The following is a 16,981-nucleotide window of genomic DNA, read 5'->3' on the forward strand; positions in this document are numbered from 1 at the left end:
GGACGCGCGCGATGCACTACTCATCGCGCGATGCTCGAACCTTCGCTCGTCCCTGACAGCCAGCATCGCGGGCTCGTGTCGATGCTGCCGCAGCCGTTTCGCGACTTCGCGATGCTGGCGCGATTCGACCGGCCGATCGGCTGGTGGCTGCTGTTCTGGCCTTGCGTCTGGGGCGTGCTGCTGGCGGGTGGCGAAAGCCGCTGGAGCCTGATCGCCTGGCTGCTGCTCGGCTCGATCGCGATGCGCGGCGCGGGCTGCGTGCTCAACGACATCGTCGATGCCGACCTCGACCGCCGCGTCGCGCGCACCGCGCAGCGCCCGGTCGCGAGCGGCCGCGTCAGCAAGGGCGCGGCCTGGACCTGGCTGCTGATGCTATGCGCCGTTGGGCTGGTCGTGCTGTTCCAGCTGCGCCCGCCCGCCCAACTGGTCGCGCTCGGCAGCGTCGGTCTTGTCGCCGCCTATCCGTTCATGAAGCGCATTACCTGGTGGCCGCAGGCGTGGCTGGGCATGGTCTTCACCTGGGGGCGCTGGTCGGCTGGATCGAGATCCGCAGCGATCATCTGGAGGCGCTGGTGGCGCTCTACCTCGGCTCGATCGTGTGGTGCATCGGCTACGATACGATCTACGCGATCCAGGACATCGAGGACGATGCGATCGTCGGCATCCGTTCCTCCGCCCGGCGCCTCGGCGCGCGGGTGAAGGGCGGGGTCGGCGGCTTCTACGCCCTCGCGCTGGCGCTGTGGGCGCTGGCGTTCTGGGCGATGCGGCCGGACTGGGTGGCGCTCGTCGCGCTGGTGCCGATGGCGCTGCACCTCGGCTTCCAGGTCATGACGCTGGACCCGGCGGACGGCGAGAACGCGCTCGCCCGCTTCCGCTCCAACCGCGATGCGGGGCTGGTGATGGCGCTGGCCTGCTGGGTGGTCGGCAACGCCGGGGTGATCTGATTGCCTACTCGTAGCTGACCAGCTCGAATTCTATCCCGTCCCAGTCGAAGAAGTAGAACCGGCGGCCCGGATCGTAATCGGCGTGGTTGAATGGTTCGAGGCCTGCGGCAAGCACCACCTGTTCGGCCGCGTCGAGATCGTCGACCACCAGCCCCACGTGGTTCAGCGGCGCGCCCTTGCCATAGCGGCCGCGCTCCCGGCGGTCGGTATAGACGGCGATGTAGCTGAAATCCCCGCCGACGTGGATCGTCTCGCCGCCGTTGATGGCGGGCCCCCGCCAGCGTTCGTGCCAGCCGAGCAAGTCCTGCAGCAAGGCGGACGAACGCTCGATGTCGCTGACGGTGAGGTTGGCATGTTCGAGGCGGCCCTGGGCCATTCTTCTTTCTCCTGCGTCACCGGCGAATCGGCCGGCTTGGCAAAAGTGCAACCTCAACCTAACTTGAGATCAAGCGCTTTCGAAAGGATATCGATCTGGTCGCGGACCGCTTCATCACCATCGGCGAACTGGCGCGGCGCACCGGCGTCGCGGTATCGGCACTGCGTTTCTACGAGGAGAAGGGGCTGCTGCAGGCACTGCGCACCCCGGGCAACCAGCGGCGATTCCTGCGCTCCGACATTCGCCGCGTCAGCTTCATCCTGATCGCGCAGAAGCTGGGCCTCGCGCTGGCCGAGATCGAGCGCGAACTGGCCGACCTGCCGCAAGGCCGCACGCCGACATTGGCCGACTGGGAGCGCATCAGCCGCTCGATGCGTACCTCGATCGACGAGAAGATCGCGCTGCTCGAACTGACCCGGCGCAAGCTGGACGAATGCATCGGCTGCGGCTGCCTCAGCCTGACGAAATGCCGCCTCTACAACGCCGATGACGTCGCGGGGGCGCAAGGGCCGGGGCCGCGCTTCGTGCTGGGCTAGATCCCGAGCGCCTTGCGCAGTTCGGCGTTGATGCGCGACTGCCAGCCCTTGCCGGTGGCGCGGAACGCCTCGACCACATCGGGATCGAGGCGTAGCGTGACCTGCTTCTTGGGATTGGCGGCGAGTGGGCGGCCGATCGACTTGAGCGAGCCCGAGGCCGGGCGGATCAGCTGGTCGCCCTTGTAGATGGCGGCCATGCGGAACATTTCCTCGGTCCATTCGACGTCGTCGTCGTCCGGGTCAATCCAGGGTTCGGAAGCGGGCTTGATGTTCTCCATGATGCGCATGCCTTATCGTGATGATCCGACGGTTGCCGTCGCGCGGTGTCCAGACCAGCGATACGCGGCGACCATGGAGAAACCCGAAGACGCGATAGCGGGTCTCTCCGTAGTCCTTGCGATCGTCCAGAACCTGAACATGCGTATCTGCAAAGACCCTATGCGCATCGGCAATGTCGATTCCGCGTTCAGCCAGAATCTTCCGGCGCTTCGCCTCGTCATATTCAATCCGCAACGGCCCCGTCTCCAGCGTCTGCGGACGGTGATCGTTGGAGTCGGCTACGATGGGCCAGTTAAATTAAAGTAACTACAAAAACCCTGCCGGTCAACCTCACACCGCCGCCGCCAGCAGTTCCTCCGCGCCGCCGAGGTCCACACTGACGAGACGCGAGATGCCCTTTTCCACCATCGTCACGCCGAACAGGCGGTGCATGCGGCTCATCGTCACCGCATTGTGGGTGACGACGAGGTAGCGGGTGTCGGTTTCCTTCGTCATCGCTTCGAGCAGGTCGCAGAAGCGTTCGATATTGGCGTCGTCGAGCGGGGCGTCGACTTCGTCCAGCACGCAGATCGGCGCGGGGTTGGTCAGGAACAGGCCGAAGATCAGCGCCACCGCCGTCAGCGCCTGTTCGCCGCCCGAGAGCAGGGTCAGCGACTGCAGCCGCTTGCCCGGGGGCTGGGCGTAGATTTCGAGGCCAGCCTCCAGCGGATCGTCCGAGATCGACGAGCGCGAGGTGCGCCTGCCCGCCCTGGAACAGCTGCTGGAACAGGCGGCGGAAATGGCCGTCCACCGCCTCGAAGGCGGCGCGCAGGCGTTCGCGGCCCTCGCGGTTGAGGTTGCCGATCGAGCCGCGCAACCGGTTCACCGCCTCGGTCAGTTCGGCCTTCTCGCTGACCGAGAGGCCGAGCTGCGCCTCGGCTTCGGCGAGTTCGTCGGCGGCGACGAGGTTGACCGGGCCGATGCGCTCGCGCTCGGCGGTCAGGCGGTCCATGCCGCTGCCTTCGGCCTCGGCGCCGCCGACTTCGGCAGGGGCGAAGGCGAAGCGTTCGGGGAGGACCGGCGGCGGGCACTGGAAGCGCTCGCCCGAGAGGCGGTTCATTTCGGTGCGGCGCTGGTCCTCGTGCTCGGCGCGGGCAGAGGCTCCGGCGCGGCTTTCGCGCGCGGCGGCGAGGGTTTCCTGCGCGGCGGAGAGCGCGGTGTCCGCTCGTTTCGCGGCTTCGGTGGCGGCGTTTACCGCAGCTTCGGCCTTGGCGAGTTCATCGCCGAGGCGCACGCGGATCGCCTCGCCCTGTTCGATCTGGGCCATCAGCGAGGGGGCTTGGCGGCCATGATCGCGCGTTCGGTCTCGATCTCCTCCAACCGTCCGGCCATCTGCGCGAGGCGGTTCGCGGCATCGCCCGAGCGGGCCTGCCAGCCGCGAATGTCGGCGCGCTGGGTGGTGGTGCGCTCGCGCGCGACGGCGAGGGCCTGATCGTGGCCCGCGAGCGTCGCCATCGCGTGCTGCAGGGCCGAGCGGGCCTCGCCGTTGCGGGCTTGTGCGGCCTGCAGTTCGGCGCGGCCGGTGGCGGGATCGGGTAGCGCGGTGCGCTTCGCCTCTGCGGCGGCGACTTCGGCAGCCACCCCGCTGCGCTGGTCGGCGGTTTCTGCGAGGGTCGCGTCGAGTTCGGCACGGCGGGCCTGCTGGCGAGCGCGGGCATCCTCGGCCTGATCGACGGCGCGCAAGGCGCTGCGCTCGGCCTCGGCCGCCGAGGCGATGGCGCGTTCGGCGGCGATCACGCGGGAGGAGAGGTCGGCCAATTCCTGCTGCACGGCGGCCTGCTTCGCCTCGGCGGTGGTGACCGCTTCTCGCAAGGGGGCAGCTTGGCATCGAGCTGCGCGAAGCGGTTCTCCGCTTCCAGCCTTGCGGCTTCGGCGGCACCTTCGCCGCGTGCGACGAAGCCGTCCCAGCGGCGCAGCACGCCCGCGCGCGTGACGAGCCACTCGCCGGGCTTCAGTGTCCGCGCATCGTCCGCCTCGACCACATGGACCAGCGCGAGGCGGGCCGCGAGTTCGGGCGGGCACTGCGCGACATGCGCGGCGAGGCTGTCGGAGACCGGGGCGGGGGTCTCGGCACCGGTCCAGAAGCGGCCGTCGGTGTTCGGCACGGCGCCCAGCGGGGCCTTGGCGTCGCGGCCGAGGACGGCGGCGACGGCGCGTTCGTAGCCGGGCGCGGCGCGTACCGCGTCGATGGCAACGGGCAGGCCATGCGCGGCTTTCGCCCCCTTCGCGCGCGCCTCGCGATCGCGGACGAGGGCGGCGTGCTCGCGTTCGATGCCGGTGAGGTCGGCGCGCGCGCCTGCCAGCGCCGAGGCGGCGGCGTCGCGGTCGGCCTGTAGCGCGGTCTTGCGCGCCTGCATGTCCTGCAGCCCCTCGCGGGAGCGGGCGAGGGCGGCGCTGGCCTCCTCTGCCTTGGCGCGGGCGGCGGCGATGGCGGTTTCGAGGTCGCCGAGGTCGGGCAGGGCGGCGACTTGCGCCTCGATCCGGGCGACGTCCTGCGCCACGCGGGTCTGCCGCGCTTTCGCCTGCGTTAGCTCGGCTTCGGCGATGCGCCATTCGGCCTCGACGCCTGCCTGCTTGGCGGTCGCCTGTGCGAGATCGAGTTCGGCGGCGCGGCTGGCCTGCTCGGCGCCGTCCACCATGTTGGCGAAGCGCGGGCGCTGTGCCTCATCGGCGGCGAGCTGCTTTTCGCCCTCGGACAACTCGCGCTCCAGCCGGGCGAGGGCCTCGGCGGCGTCGCGGGTGAGGCGGTCGGCGTCGTGGCGGTCTTCTTCCAGCCGGGTGCGCTGGCGGTCGAGGTCGGCGAGGCGCTGCTCGGCGGCTTCGAGCTGGCTGGTCAGCGTCGCCATGCGGTGGCCTTGCGCATTGGCATCGTCGCGGCGGTCGGCGAGTTCGTCGCGGGCCTCCGCCAGCGCCCCGGCGGCGGCGGCCTGCTGGCTTTGCGCTTCCACCGCGAGCGCCTGCGCCACGGCGACGCGCTCCTCGGACGCCTGCGCTTCCTTGCGAGCAGCATCGGCAGCGGCGGCGGCCTCGCGCCAGCGGGCGAAGACGACGCGGGCTTCGGCGAGGCGGATCTGGTCGGTCAGGGCCTTGTAGCGCTCGGCCGCTTTCGCCTGCCGCCGGAGCGTGCCGACCTGCTTGTCGAGGCCCGCCATGATGTCGTCGAGGCGGGCGAGGTTGGCTTCGGTGGCGCGCAAGCGCTGTTCTGCGTCCTTGCGGCGGACATGGAGGCCGGCGATGCCTGCGGCCTCCTCCAGCATGGCGCGGCGCTCGGCGGGCTTGGCGGCGATGACGGCGGCGATGCGGCCTTGCGATACCAGCGCCGGGCTGTGCGCGCCGGTGGCGGCATCGGCGAAGATCAGCGCCACGTCCTTGGCGCGCACGTCCCGCCCGTTGATGCGGTAGGCGCTGCCCGCGCCGCGCTCGATGCGGCGGACGACTTCGAGTTCCTCGCGCACGCCGTCGGCGCCCGGCGCGGTTTCCGCCTTGAGCACGACTTCGGCGAAGGCGCGGGGCGGGCGCTTGTCCGTGCCCGCGAAGATCACGTCCTCCATCCCGCCGCCGCGCATCGACTTGGGCGAGCTTTCGCCCATGACCCAGCGGATCGCTTCGAGCAGGTTGGACTTGCCGCAGCCGTTGGGGCCGACCACGCCGGTCAGCCCCGGGTCGATGCGCAGTTCCGCCGGCTCGACGAAGCTCTTGAAGCCGCTGAGCTTTAGCCGGTGGATGCGCATCGAGGTCGGGTCAGGCGATCACGCCGGTCAGCGCGCGCCTGCTTCCTTGAGCTTGGGCTCCAGCTTGTCCCACTCCATCGAACCGACGTTGTTGCCATTGATGATGAAGGTGGGGGTGCCGGTGACGTTGAACTGCTCGCTCGCCTTCTGCGTCTGGTCGGCGAGCGCCTTAGCCTTGGTGGTGTCGGCAAGGCAGGCGGCGGCCTGATCGCGGGCGATCCCACGCGAGGCGAAGAAGTCGGTCATGCCGGCGACCTCGGAGATGGCGGCGAGCTGCTTTTCCTTGGGCAGCGCGTCGATCGCGGCGAGCTTGGCCTTGTCGGCGCCCTGCATGTTCTCGAACATCTTGGGCTGCCAGGCCCAGAACTGCTCGCTGAGCGGGATCACCGCCTCGGTCGAGCCGCATTCGGCCAGCAGTGAGGCCGGAATGTCGAGCGCATTGAGCATGAAATAGCGCAGTTCGTAGCTGACGCGGCCGCTGGCGACGTAGTCGTCGCGCAGCGGCTCGAAGCTCTGCTGCGCGAACAGGGCGCAGTGCGAGCAGCTGAGCGCGCCGTATTCGACCAGCTTGATCGGGGCGTTCGGGTTGCCCATGCGGTAGCCGCCCTCGGCGGTCTTCTCGATCGTGTCGGCCCAGGACTTGCCTGCGGGCGCGGCGATCTTGGCGATCGGGGCGCCCGAGGTGGCACCGGCGGTGGGCTCGTCCTTCTTGCCGCAGGCGGCGAGGCCGAGGGCAAGCGGGGCGACCACGAGGCCGAGGGCAATGGTGCGGAAACGGGTGCGAGTCATCGGGAGGCGAATCCTTCGTGTGGATTTATCACAGGGCTAGCCCATGGAGGGGGAAAACGAAGCGTGGACGGGGGTATTCCACAAGTGCGGCGTTGTGTTGGGACGCCCACCCCGCTGCGACTAGGCAGCAAGCTGCCAAGTCTCGCTCCCTCCCGCATGCGGGAGGGGCCGGGGTGGGCTCGTGGATCAGATGTTGCCCGCGCGCTGCTGGGCCTGCTTGTCGGTGATCGCCTTGGACACCGTCGCCCAGTCGTGCCCGTCGAGAAGGTCGCCGTTGAGCGTGAAGCTGGGCGTGCCCTGCAGGCCGAGCGCCTGCACTTCGCCCTGCTGGCCCTTGAGCTTGTCGAGCATCGCGGTGTTGGCGAAGCACTGGTCGGTCTGCGCGCGGCTGAGGCCCCACGAAGCGGTCTGGTCGTAGAAGCCGAGGTCGCTCGCCATGGCGCGCATGCGGGCGGGGAAATCGCCCTGATACCAGCGCTGCTGCTGTTCGCGGTTGGTCGCCTCGGCCTTGGCGAGCCACTTGTCCTGCGACGCGAAGAAGGCGTTGTGGCGCACGAAGAAGCGCTTGGGATCGCCGCAGTTGGTCAGCATGGCCACGGTTAGGTCGATCGGATTGCGCAGGAAGTTGGTCACCGTGACCGAGATCTGGCCCTTGGGCACCATGGTCAGGCGCAGCACCGGGTCAGCTTCCTTGTGGAAGTGGGCACAGTGCGGGCAGGTGTAGCTGACGTATTCGACCAGCTTGAGCGGCGCGTCCGGATTGCCGAGCCGGTGGCTGCCGTCGGCGGTGACGGCGGTGGCACCGGCCCAGTTTGTCGAGGCGGCGGGCAGCCCTTTCTTGGGCGCGGTGCCTTTGGGCGCGGCGGCCATGCTGAGAACGGCGCAGGCGGCAAGCGCCACGGCGCGAAAGACGGTCTTGGTCATCACTTGTCTTCCTGACTGTCAGGCTTGTTTGCACTTTGGCTTTCGGCGGCGCCCATGCTGCGCGCCAGCGATTCGAGCACCGCGCGAAGCTCCGGGTCGCCGATGTCGCGCAGCGATTCCCCAAGCTCGAACGGCACCGGTTTCAGCGAAGGCGGCGCGGATGGGCGCGGCTGCGTGGCAACAGGCGGCTTAACCTCGCCTTGCCGGATTTTCACCTTGGCGACCGCCTGGTAGCCGAAGAAGCGGTTCACCCGGTCCATGATCTCGGGGATCACATGCTGGATCATCGGCGAATGAGCGGGCACGACGACCAGTTGGAGGATGCCGTCGCTCTTCTCTCCGGGCGGGAAACGGATCGATTCCGGCGAGCAGACGCGGGCGTGGCGGGCGCCGACGATCTCGGGCCAGCGCGACACCACGCTCGACTGCACGAAGCCGAAGCGCCGGAAGGCGGTGCGGCCGACTTCGGGCATCAGGTCCGAGATCTGCCGCGCCTGTCCGCCGCGCATACGCTCGAACTGCTTGAGGCCCGTCTTGCCCTTGGCGGGACGTGGCTTCGATTCACCGGGGGATTTGCCGCTATTCCGTTCCATTGCCCGCGATCCAATGCCATAGCGGCGGCATGGACGCCAGTTCGGATACTGCAATCGCGGCGATGCTGCTCGACTGGTACGATGCGCACGCGCGCACCCTGCCGTGGCGCGCCGCACCGGGCACGCCCGCGCCCGATCCGTACCGGGTCTGGCTGTCGGAAGTGATGCTCCAGCAGACGACGGTTGCGGCGGTGAAGGACTACTTTGCCGCATTCACTACGCGCTGGCCGACCGTGCAGGCGCTTGCGGCGGCTGCGGACGAGGAGGTCATGGCGGCATGGGCGGGCCTCGGCTACTATGCCCGCGCCCGAAACCTGCTGGCCTGCGCGCGTGAAGTGGCGCGGCTCGGGCGGTTTCCGGATAGCGAGGAGGGCTTGCGCGCACTGCCGGGGCTGGGGGCTTATACTGCTGCCGCAGTCGCCGCTATCGCCTTCGGGCGCCGCGCGGTGGTCGTCGATGCCAATGTCGAGCGGGTCGTCTCGCGCCTCTTCGCGATCGAGGAACCGCTGCCCGGTTCACGGCCCGCTATCCGCGCAAAGGCCGACACCATCACGCCGCAGCGCCGCGCGGGCGACTTTGCGCAGGCGATGATGGATCTTGGCGCCACCGTCTGTACCTCGCGCAGTCCGCGCTGCCTGCTCTGCCCGATTTCGGGGCCTTGCGAGGCACGGCGCATGGGCGATCCCGCAAGGCTGCCGGTAAAGGCGGCAAAGAAGGCCAAGGCCGTGCGTCAGGGCCGCGCCTTCTGGATCGAGCGGGACGAAGCGGAAGTCTGGCTGGTCCGCCGTCCCGGCAGCGGAATGCTCGGCGGGATGCGGGCGCTGCCCGACGATGGCTGGGCGGCGCGTATCGACGGTTCCGGCGAGGGGCCGCTTACCGGGCCGTGGGAGAGCGCGGGCAAGGTCGGCCACGTCTTCACGCACTTTGCGCTGGAACTGAATCTGGCGGTTTACCTCGGTGACGGGTTCGAGGGGCTGGAAGATGGAGAATGGTGGCCGCTTGATCGGCTCGACGAGGCGGGGCTGCCCACGCTCTTCGCCAAGGCCGCGCGGCTCGCTCTTGCTGAGAAGGAAGACGCATGATCGATCGGCTCGAAGCCGCGCTGGACCGTCGAATGCTGCTGGGCATGGGGGCGGCTGCGGGGCTCGGGGCGATGCTGCCGCGGCTGGCGCGCGCGGCGCAGCAGCCCGAGCTTATCCCGCAGGTCCGCGCGGTCGTCGAGCGCTGGGTGGGACCGGGCAAGTTCCCCGGCATGGTCGCCTCGCTGGGCCTGCCGGGGCGCGAGCCGGAATATGTCGCGCGTGGCTCGGAAGGCTTCAACGACGCCGATCCGGTGACCGCTGACAGCCTGTTCCGCATCTATTCGATGACAAAGCCGATCACCGGGATGGCGGCGATGGAGCTGGTGGCGCAGGGCAGGATCGGCCTCGATCAGCCGGTGGCGGACGTGCTGCCTGAATATGCGCACATGATGGTGCAGGACGAATACGACGGCTCGATCACCACGCTGCACGCCGCGCCTCGGCCGATCACGATGCGGCATCTGGTCACGCATAGCTCCGGGATCGGTTACACGATCATCCAGCAGGGGCTGATCAAGACGCTGATGGAGGACAAGGGCCTCGTCGCCGGGCAGATCAGCCGGATGAAGCTGCCCGGTCTGTTCCGGGGAGAGCCGGTCAAAGGACTGGACCTGTTCGCGCGAGGGCTGGCGCAAGTGCCGCTGGTCGCCGATCCCGGCACGCGCTGGAGCTATTCGATGGGCCTCGACCTGATGGGCCGGGTGATCGAGGTGGTCTCGGGCAGGCCGTTCGACGCCTACCTTCAGGACACGATCTTCGGCCCCGCCGGCATGACCAGCACGGGTTTCCGGGTCTCGGCCGCCGACGCCCATCGCCTCACCACCAATTACGCGGCCGTCGGCGGCGTGCTGGCGCCGATCGACGAAGGGGAGACCTCGATCTACCTCGACAAGCCGGCCTTCCCCTTCGGCGGAGCGGGTCTCGTCAGCACTCCGCGCGACTACGACCGGTTCCTGCGGATGCTGGCGCAGATGGGCATGATCGACGGGGTGCGCGTGCTGTCCGAGAGTGCGGTGCGGATGGGCACCTCCAACCTGCTCCCGCCCGGCGTCCTCGTGCCCGAGATGTTCGGCGGTCCAAGCGGCTTCGGCGCTGGAGGGCGCGTCGGGCACGGGGCGGAAAGCGGGCTCTACGGCTGGTCGGGCGCGGCGGGGACGGTGGGCATGGTGGACATGGTCCGGGGCCTGCGCTCACAGATTTTCGTGCAGTTCATGCCGCCCAACGCCTTCGACCTCTTGCCCGAATTCCAGAAGGCCCTGAAGGCCGACGTGCTGGCGATCCTGGAGAAACACTGACGTGCTGTTGACTACTCCCGCTGCCCCCATCGCATTCGGCGGATCGCCGATCGACCGCGCCGACCACGTGCGTGGCGACCCGGAGGCCATCGCTGCACTGATGGGGCCGAGCGCGCGGCTGCTGAAGCTGGACGGCCTCGACCCGGTGATGACGGCGGAGGGCGGCCTCGTCTGGGGCAGCCTCGCCGATGCGGAAGGCGATGCGGAACTGGTGTTCCTCGGCCTCGAAGGCGGGCGCGGGTGTTTCGCGCAAGTGCTGCCGGGCATTCCCGCCGCCGGGGCGCCGAGCTGGAACGCGATGAATACGCTGGAGCCGGGTGAACTCGCGGCTTACGGCGGGGCGCGGGCGCTGGTCGGCTGGCATTCGCGGCACCGCTTCTGCGCAGTCTGCGGCGCGGCCACGGTGCTGGCCAAGGGCGGCTGGCAGCGCTCCTGCACCGGTTGCGGCGCCGAGCATTTCCCGCGCGTCGATCCGGTCACGATCATGACCGTCGAGCATGACGGCAAGCTGCTGCTCGGCCGCCAGCCGCGTTTTCCGGCGCACCGCTACTCGGCGCTGGCGGGCTTCGTGGAGCCGGGCGAGACGATTGAGGAAGCCGTCGCGCGCGAAGTCTTCGAGGAAGCGGGCGTGCGCGTGCGTGACGTCGAGTATGTCGCGAGCCAGCCTTGGCCGTTCCCCTCGTCGCTGATGATCGGTTGCCACGCCTTCGCCGACGACCCGGCCATCGTCATCGACGAGACCGAACTGGAAGACGTGCGCTGGTTCACCCGCGAGGAATGCGTCGATGCGCTCGAAGCGGTAGCCGTGGGCGAGATGGGCCGCGCTTTCGGGGCGCCACCGAAGCACGCGGTGGCGCATGTGCTGCTCAAGTGGTGGGTGGAGCGCGGATGACCGGGGCTTTCGTTGCACACCCCGCGCCGGGCCGTGTGGTTCTGCTTGTGCTTGGAGCGTTTGCTTTCGTAGCCATTGCGCTTTGGATGGTGGGCGCATTCGGTCCGCCGCCTTCTGTCGGGCGCCATTCGCCTGAGGTGACGCGCATCATCGGCTGGCTCGGGATCGTGTTCTTCGGGCTGGCCGGGCTCAGCGGCATCCGGCGGCTGATCGCAGGTGACGAGGAAATGCGCATCGACGCGCAGGGCATCCGCTGGACCCGCTGGTCCGACCGGACGATCCCGTGGCGCGAAATCGTTGATGTCACGGTCTGGCGGCACAAACGGCAGAAGATGATCATGCTGCACCTGCGCGATCCCTCGCGCTATCGTGGCCGGGGGATCATGGGTGTTCTAGCGCGCGGAAACCGGGCGCTGACGGGCGGTGACGTGGCTTTGGTGATGACGGCGATGGACCGCAGTTTCGACGAGGCGATGGCCGCGATCGCTCGGTTCAGAACCTAGACCAGCCCCAGCTTCGCCAGTTCGCGTGCCAGCTTGGGCGGCATGGCGTCGCTCGCCGTCTCGCCTTCGGCAAGGTCGCGCGGGGCGGCTTCCTCGGTCAGATAGCGCCAGCCCTGATGCGCGCGCTTGGGCTGGGTGACGACCGGGATCAGGCGCGGTTCGAGGTGGATGTGCCAGCGGCCGTCCTCGCGCTGCGAGAACCGTACGATCGGCGATCGGCCGATCAGCGCATGCTCGAAGATCCAGTAGAGCGAGCCGCCGATCATCTCCTCGTGCCGCTTGGGGAGATAGCGGGTGGTCATCAGTGCCTCATCCGGGTGGCTTTCCAGCCATGCGCGCAATGAGGCGGGGCTTTCGGCGGAGAAGGCGATCTTGGTCATGTTGAGCGGCATGGGTGGGAGATAGGGCTTTCCCGGAGGTCAAGAAAGACCCAGGCTGTTCTTCTCCATCGTCATTGCGAGCGCAGCGAAGCAATCCAGGGCAGTTCAGCGCCGTACTGGATTGCTTCGCTGCGCTCGCAATGACGATGGGTCAGGCCAGCCCCACCACCACCGCGAGGCCGAGGAACGAGAAGAAGCCCATCGTGTCGGTCGCGGTCGTCACGAACACCGCCGAGGACACCGCCGGATCGACGTTGAACTTGTCCAGCGCCACCGGCACGAGGATACCCATCAAACCGGCGACCAGGTTGTTGATGACCATGGCCGAGGCAATCACGGCGCCCAGCAGCGGGTTGGAGAAGATCAGCCACGTCCCCACGCCGATCAGCAGGCCCAGCGCGAAGCCGTTGGCCAGCGCGATGCGGATTTCGCGCAGGATCATCCTGACGGTGTTGGAATCGGTCAACTGGTTGGTGGCGATGGCGCGTACGGCCACGGCGAGGGTTTGCGTGCCCGCATTGCCGCCCATGCCCGAGACGATCGGCATCAGCACTGCCAGCAGCGCGAACTTCGCGATCGCCCCCTGGAACAGCCCGACGACCGAGGCCGCCAGCATCGCCGTGGCCAGGTTCACCACCAGCCATGTCAGACGTGCGCGCACGGTCAGCAGAATCGGCTCGTTGATGTCGCCGTCGCCTGCACCGGACAGCAGCAGGGCATCCTCGCCCGCTTCTTCCTGAATGATGTGGACGATGTCGTCGACGGTGATCTGGCCGATCAGGCGGCCCGCAGGGTCCACCACCGCCGCCGAGATCAGCGCGTACTTCTGGAAGCGCAGCGCGACTTCTTCCTGATCCATGTCGGCCGGGATCAGCGTCTGGTCGCGGGCCATGACGTCGTAGAGCGGGATGTTGCGCGGCGTGCGCAGGATCCACGAAAGCGAGCAGGTGCCGATCGGGCGGTGCATCGGATCGACGATGAACACTTCCCAGAACTCGGTCGGCAATTCGCGATGTTCGCGCAGGAAATCGATGAGATCGCCCACCGTCATCGATTCGTGGACCGCGACGAGTTCGCGGCTCATCAGACGGCCGGCGGATTCTTCGGGGTAGGACAGCGCCGACTCGATCGCGGCGCGGTCTTCCGGCTCCATCTCGGCAAGGACGGCCTGCTGGTCGGCCTCGTCGAGATCCTCCAGCATCGCGACGGCGTCGTCGGTGTCGAGCTGTTCGGCGATCTCGGCGACGACGTCGGCCGGAAGCGCTTCCATCAGCGCCTCGCGGACCCAGTCGTTCAACTCGGCAATGACTTCCGAGCCCATCAGGTCGCGGATCGCGCCGGCCAGCGTCAGGCGCTCGCGTTCGTCGAACAGCTCGAACAAGTCGGCGATGTCGGCGGGGTGGAGCCCTTCGACGAGGTCGTAGACGCGATCGGTGTCTTCATCGTCGAGCGCGTCTTTGACGCTGCGCACGAATTCGGGCTTGAGGCGGTTGTCCTCGTCCAGCGATTCGGATTCGGGCGCGTCCTGACGCACGGTGTCTTCCGTGTGGTCCATCGGGTCGTGCTTGAGGTCCGCGTCGCTCATGCGGGCCGGTCTACGCAGCTATCTCGCAATTGCAACAGGGCTTTGCCATGGTCACTCGGGACTGCGCGGGCTTCGACAAGTTCAGCCGTGACCCTTCGACAAGCTCAGGGTGAGCGGAGGTGGTGTAAACCTCCCAAACCCGCTCAGGCTGAGCCTGTCGAAGCCCCTTCGGCATGGTGCCGGTTCACGCCCCCTCGTGACATTGCCGCGCCATCGCCTATATCGGGCGCCAAAGTTTACCGGCGCGATCGCGCCCGGCCTCATGGAGACAGGCAATGGCTGACGAATTCCTCACACTCTCGCTCGATACCGGCAACGGCGAAGGCGGCGACGTCAAGATCAAGCTGCGCCCCGACCTGGCCCCCGGCCACGTCGAGCGGATCAAGGAACTGGCCGGCGAAGGCTTCTACGACGGCGTGAAGTTCCACCGCGTGATCCCGGGCTTCATGGCGCAGGGCGGCTGCCCCAACGGCACCGGCATGGGCGGTTCGTCCAAGCCCGACCTGAAGGCCGAATTCAACGCCGAGCCGCACGTGCGCGGCGTGTGCTCGATGGCCCGCACCAGCGCGCCGCACTCGGCCAACAGCCAGTTCTTCATCGTGTTCGACAACGCGACCTTCCTCGACAAGCAGTACACCGTCTGGGGCCAGGTCGTCGAAGGCATGGAGCACGTCGACGCGCTCCCCAAGGGTGAGCCGCCGCGCGAGCCGGGCAAGATCGTCAAGGCGACCGTCAGCGAAGGCTGATCGGTCCCGAAACGGAACATGTAAGGGCGGTCCCGCGGGGCCGCCCTTTTCGTTTGCGGAGCTTTCCCGGTTTCGGGGCGTTTTCAAAGCAACAGAACCATAACTTTGGGTGATGCTTGAAACGTCTCGTTCCCCTCAGCCTTTCGTGTTTCGTGCTGCTGGCCTCCTGCGGGCCGCAGACGGAACAGGCGAAGGCTCCCGCGAAGAGTTCCGACACTCTGGCTTTCGCCGATGCCCCCGGCGGCGGCGAGACCGAGGCGGCCGACAGCCTGCTGATGCGGGCGCAAGTGGCGCTCGACCGTGCCGGGTTCTCGCCCGGCGTGATCGACGGGAAGGACGGGCAGTCCTACAAGCTGGCGCTCGGCGGCTTCCAGGAAGCGCGCGGGCTTCCCCGTAGCGGACAGCTCGATCCGGCAACCCAGCAGGCGCTGTTCCCCGGACAGGGTATGGCGGCGACGCGGCTGGTGGTGATCCCCGATGCCTTCGCGCGCGGGCCCTTCACGCGCAACCTGCCGACCAGAACCTCCCAGCAGGCCGGCTTCGACCATCTCGGCTACCGCTCGCTGACCGAGGCACTGGCCGAGCGGTTCCATACCACCCCCGATACGCTGGTGGCGCTCAACGGCCACGGCACGAAAGTCGGTTCGGGCACCACGGTGCGCGTTCCCGCGATCGCCAACGTGCCCGTCGCGAAGATCGAGGGTGACGAGCGCGGCTGGTCCGACACGCTGCAGCGCCTCGGCGTCGCGGGCGATCAGCCGACAGCCGAGAAGATCGTCGTCGACAAGTCCGAGGGCACGCTGCAGGCCTTTGACAAGCAAGGTAAACTCATCGCGCAATTCCCCGTCACCACGGGCAGCGGCCATGATCCGCTCCCGCTCGGCAAGTGGGAGATCAAGGGCACCTCGCGCAATCCGGATTACCAGTACGATCCGGACCTGTTCTGGGACGCCAACAAGAACGATACCGCAAAGCGCCTCGCCCCCGGCCCCAATGGCCCGGTCGGCGTGGTATGGATCGATTTGTCCAAGGACCACTACGGCATCCACGGCACGCCCGAGCCCGCGAAGATCGGCCGCACCGAAAGCCATGGCTGCGTGCGCCTGACCAACTGGGACGCGGCGCGCCTTGCACAGATGGTCCATTCGGGAACCGAAGTTCTGTTCCAGGCGTGAAAACGGACGGGTCGAGTCCTTAACGGGGCAGGGCGAATCCGGGCCTCTTGTCCGCAAGATGCGTGGAATCTAGCCGATTGGCATCGTTTCCAAGGATACAGGGAGTCCCCGCCCATGAAGATCCGCCTGATCGCCCTCGCGGGCATCTGCGCTTTTGCCGCAAGTTCCGCCAATGCGGCGACCGTCACCGCCGAGGCCAATGTCGCCCGCTCCGAAGGCAGCTGGGGCGGCGAACTCGCCGTCGGCGTGCCGGTTATCCAGGACGGTGGTTTCGCGATCACCCCGGCCGTCGGCGCGTTCTTCCACAAGCGCGACCATGACGGGTACTACGAGGACAACTCGCAGTGCTTCCGCCGCTCCAACGACGAGCAGGTCGGCGACGGTCATTGCGATAATTCGGGCACCAAGATCTTCGGCAAGGTGGAGGCGACTTACACGCTACCGATGTCGTTCACTCTTGGTCTCGGCGCGCGTTTCATCGGTAACGACCTGCGCGCCTACGGCACCGCCGCGATGCCATTGGCGCCGTTCCTCTCGGGCAAGGTGAACGTCGGCGATCACTATGTCGCGGCGGGTGTGCAGGCGAAGTTCTGATATCGAGGGGGCTTCGACAGGCTCAGCCTGAGCGGAATTGAGAGGTTTGCACTACTCCTGCCATTGGGAGGCCTACTCCAACCCCGCTCACCCTGAGCTTGTCGAAGGGTCGAAGTCCCCGCAGCCGAATTCAGCTTTCCAGCAGGTCCACGTAAGCCACCACATCGTTGTCGGTGGCGAGAAACAAGCCATCCTGCACGTCCTCGCTCTGTAGCGAGGCTATGCGCATGGCCTCGGACAGCGGGCCGTAGAACAGCGTGTTCGCCGCGCCGCCCTCGGCCCCGCCGTCGAGATGGTAGAGGCGCACGCTGGCGTCGTCATACGTGGTGCGCATCAGTCTTCCCGTTTGGCCCCGTCGAGGGTGCGATCGATCCGTGCGATCTCAGCCTGCGAGGCGGATTTCTCGGCCTTGGTGCGACCATGCTGGGCGCGGTTTGCCGCCGCCTTGGCCTTGTCGGCGGCGCGGGTTTTGGCCTTGCGGGCCATGCGCAGGTTGATGATCTCGGCCATGATGGCCC

The 16,981-nt window shown here is 68.0% G+C and carries 18 protein-coding genes and 2 pseudogenes; 9 read left to right on the forward strand and 11 right to left on the reverse strand.

All coding sequences use genetic code 11. The features are described 5' to 3' along the window. Nucleotides 1-30 precede the first annotated feature (30 nt). A pseudogene (ubiA, locus tag KZO24_RS00270) lies at nt 31-944 on the forward strand (4-hydroxybenzoate octaprenyltransferase). Nucleotides 945-948: 4 nt separating this feature from the next. On the opposite strand, the gene KZO24_RS00275 reads toward ubiA, so the two are convergent. Beyond that, complete coding sequence (locus KZO24_RS00275) at nt 949-1,320, reverse strand: VOC family protein (protein ID WP_271180880.1); 372 nt, start codon at nt 1,318-1,320, stop codon at nt 949-951. A gap of 113 nt (nt 1,321-1,433) precedes the next feature. Between KZO24_RS00275 and soxR the strand changes: the two genes are divergently transcribed. Continuing rightward, a complete protein-coding gene (soxR, locus tag KZO24_RS00280; protein WP_370424440.1) occupies nt 1,434-1,856 on the forward strand; it encodes a redox-sensitive transcriptional activator SoxR in 423 nt (140 codons plus the stop codon). Here soxR and KZO24_RS00285 read toward each other — a convergent pair. The 6 genes and pseudogenes from KZO24_RS00285 to KZO24_RS00310 form a co-directional block, all read right to left on the reverse strand. Next, the gene (locus KZO24_RS00285) at nt 1,853-2,134 is read right to left on the reverse strand and encodes a BrnA antitoxin family protein (RefSeq protein ID WP_069709299.1); all 282 of its coding nucleotides are present in this window, start codon (nt 2,132-2,134) and stop codon (nt 1,853-1,855) included. The two genes, soxR and KZO24_RS00285, sit on opposite strands and share 4 nt — an antisense overlap. Beyond that, nucleotides 2,097-2,369, reverse strand: a complete 273-nt coding sequence (locus tag KZO24_RS00290) for a BrnT family toxin (protein WP_197524395.1) — start codon at nt 2,367-2,369, stop codon at nt 2,097-2,099. Before KZO24_RS00290 ends, KZO24_RS00285 begins: the two co-directional genes overlap by 38 nt. A 96-nt stretch (nt 2,370-2,465) precedes the next feature. Then, nucleotides 2,466-5,905, reverse strand: a pseudogene (gene smc, locus KZO24_RS00295) (chromosome segregation protein SMC). Between the two features lie 27 nt (nt 5,906-5,932). Beyond that, on the reverse strand, nt 5,933-6,694 hold the full coding sequence (locus tag KZO24_RS00300) for a DsbA family protein (RefSeq protein ID WP_271180882.1): 762 nt from the start codon (nt 6,692-6,694) through the stop codon (nt 5,933-5,935). 186 nt (nt 6,695-6,880) lie between these two features. After that, entirely contained in the window at nt 6,881-7,618 is a 738-nt protein-coding gene (locus tag KZO24_RS00305) for a thioredoxin domain-containing protein (RefSeq protein WP_271180883.1), read from the reverse strand. Then, complete coding sequence (locus tag KZO24_RS00310) at nt 7,618-8,211, reverse strand: DUF721 domain-containing protein (protein ID WP_069708886.1); 594 nt, start codon at nt 8,209-8,211, stop codon at nt 7,618-7,620. The genes KZO24_RS00305 and KZO24_RS00310 overlap by 1 nt, the downstream gene beginning before the upstream one ends. Nucleotides 8,212-8,240: 29 nt before the next feature. Here KZO24_RS00310 and KZO24_RS00315 point away from each other — a divergent pair, with 29 nt between their 5' ends. The 4 genes from KZO24_RS00315 to KZO24_RS00330 all read left to right on the forward strand — a co-directional run bounded on the left by KZO24_RS00315 (nt 8,241) and on the right by KZO24_RS00330 (nt 11,983). Next, nucleotides 8,241-9,293 (forward strand): A/G-specific adenine glycosylase, encoded by a 1,053-nt coding sequence (locus KZO24_RS00315; RefSeq protein ID WP_271180884.1) that lies wholly within the window; start codon nt 8,241-8,243, stop codon nt 9,291-9,293. Beyond that, on the forward strand, nt 9,290-10,588 hold the full coding sequence (locus KZO24_RS00320; RefSeq protein ID WP_271180885.1) for a serine hydrolase domain-containing protein: 1,299 nt from the start codon (nt 9,290-9,292) through the stop codon (nt 10,586-10,588). The genes KZO24_RS00315 and KZO24_RS00320 overlap by 4 nt, the downstream gene beginning before the upstream one ends. A 1-nt stretch (nt 10,589) precedes the next feature. Further along, entirely contained in the window at nt 10,590-11,480 is an 891-nt protein-coding gene (gene nudC, locus KZO24_RS00325) for an NAD(+) diphosphatase (protein WP_370424436.1), read from the forward strand. Between the two features lie 86 nt (nt 11,481-11,566). Continuing rightward, a complete protein-coding gene (locus KZO24_RS00330; protein ID WP_486486699.1) occupies nt 11,567-11,983 on the forward strand; it encodes an STM3941 family protein in 417 nt (138 codons plus the stop codon). On the opposite strand, the gene KZO24_RS00335 is transcribed toward KZO24_RS00330, so the two are convergent. After that, nucleotides 11,980-12,375 carry a DUF1489 family protein gene (locus KZO24_RS00335; RefSeq protein WP_069708889.1) on the reverse strand — a complete coding sequence of 132 codons (396 nt, stop codon included), beginning with the start codon at nt 12,373-12,375 and terminating at the stop codon, nt 11,980-11,982. The two genes, KZO24_RS00330 and KZO24_RS00335, sit on opposite strands and share 4 nt — an antisense overlap. A 139-nt stretch (nt 12,376-12,514) precedes the next feature. Next, on the reverse strand, nt 12,515-13,918 hold the full coding sequence (gene mgtE / locus KZO24_RS00340) for a magnesium transporter (RefSeq protein ID WP_271180975.1): 1,404 nt from the start codon (nt 13,916-13,918) through the stop codon (nt 12,515-12,517). 305 nt (nt 13,919-14,223) lie between these two features. Between mgtE and KZO24_RS00345 the strand changes: the two genes are divergently transcribed. The 3 genes from KZO24_RS00345 (at nt 14,224) to KZO24_RS00355 (ending at nt 16,463) form a co-directional block, all read left to right on the forward strand. After that, nucleotides 14,224-14,694 (forward strand): peptidylprolyl isomerase, encoded by a 471-nt coding sequence (locus KZO24_RS00345; RefSeq protein WP_008831009.1) that lies wholly within the window; start codon nt 14,224-14,226, stop codon nt 14,692-14,694. Nucleotides 14,695-14,810: 116 nt separating this feature from the next. Next, nucleotides 14,811-15,869 (forward strand): L,D-transpeptidase family protein, encoded by a 1,059-nt coding sequence (locus tag KZO24_RS00350; RefSeq protein WP_271180887.1) that lies wholly within the window; start codon nt 14,811-14,813, stop codon nt 15,867-15,869. A gap of 114 nt (nt 15,870-15,983) precedes the next feature. Next, complete coding sequence (locus KZO24_RS00355) at nt 15,984-16,463, forward strand: hypothetical protein (RefSeq protein ID WP_008831011.1); 480 nt, start codon at nt 15,984-15,986, stop codon at nt 16,461-16,463. A 130-nt stretch (nt 16,464-16,593) separates the two neighbouring features. Here KZO24_RS00355 and KZO24_RS00360 read toward each other — a convergent pair whose 3' ends face one another. Further along, a complete protein-coding gene (locus tag KZO24_RS00360; RefSeq protein ID WP_008831012.1) occupies nt 16,594-16,797 on the reverse strand; it encodes a hypothetical protein in 204 nt (67 codons plus the stop codon). Continuing rightward, nucleotides 16,797-16,973 carry a DUF4169 family protein gene (locus KZO24_RS00365; protein WP_271180888.1) on the reverse strand — a complete coding sequence of 59 codons (177 nt, stop codon included), beginning with the start codon at nt 16,971-16,973 and terminating at the stop codon, nt 16,797-16,799. The genes KZO24_RS00360 and KZO24_RS00365 overlap by 1 nt, the downstream gene beginning before the upstream one ends. Nucleotides 16,974-16,981 lie beyond the last annotated feature (8 nt).

The sequence above is a fragment of the Novosphingobium sp. NFX11 genome (assembly GCF_057376415.1).

Coding starts and splice junctions, on each gene's coding strand:
- KZO24_RS00275 (WP_271180880.1), bottom strand. CDS start 1,320: ATGGCCCAGGGCCGCCTCGAACATGCCAACCTCACCGTCAGCGACATC.
- KZO24_RS00285 (WP_069709299.1), bottom strand. CDS start 2,134: ATGGAGAACATCAAGCCCGCTTCCGAACCCTGGATTGACCCGGACGAC.
- KZO24_RS00300 (WP_271180882.1), bottom strand. CDS start 6,694: ATGACTCGCACCCGTTTCCGCACCATTGCCCTCGGCCTCGTGGTCGCC.
- KZO24_RS00305 (WP_271180883.1), bottom strand. CDS start 7,618: ATGACCAAGACCGTCTTTCGCGCCGTGGCGCTTGCCGCCTGCGCCGTT.
- KZO24_RS00310 (WP_069708886.1), bottom strand. CDS start 8,211: ATGGAACGGAATAGCGGCAAATCCCCCGGTGAATCGAAGCCACGTCCC.
- KZO24_RS00315 (WP_271180884.1), top strand. CDS start 8,241: ATGGACGCCAGTTCGGATACTGCAATCGCGGCGATGCTGCTCGACTGG.
- KZO24_RS00320 (WP_271180885.1), top strand. CDS start 9,290: ATGATCGATCGGCTCGAAGCCGCGCTGGACCGTCGAATGCTGCTGGGC.
- KZO24_RS00330 (WP_486486699.1), top strand. CDS start 11,567: ATGGTGGGCGCATTCGGTCCGCCGCCTTCTGTCGGGCGCCATTCGCCT.
- KZO24_RS00335 (WP_069708889.1), bottom strand. CDS start 12,375: ATGCCGCTCAACATGACCAAGATCGCCTTCTCCGCCGAAAGCCCCGCC.
- mgtE (WP_271180975.1), bottom strand. CDS start 13,918: ATGGACCACACGGAAGACACCGTGCGTCAGGACGCGCCCGAATCCGAA.
- KZO24_RS00345 (WP_008831009.1), top strand. CDS start 14,224: ATGGCTGACGAATTCCTCACACTCTCGCTCGATACCGGCAACGGCGAA.
- KZO24_RS00355 (WP_008831011.1), top strand. CDS start 15,984: ATGAAGATCCGCCTGATCGCCCTCGCGGGCATCTGCGCTTTTGCCGCA.
- KZO24_RS00360 (WP_008831012.1), bottom strand. CDS start 16,797: ATGCGCACCACGTATGACGACGCCAGCGTGCGCCTCTACCATCTCGAC.
- KZO24_RS00365 (WP_271180888.1), bottom strand. CDS start 16,973: ATGGCCGAGATCATCAACCTGCGCATGGCCCGCAAGGCCAAAACCCGC.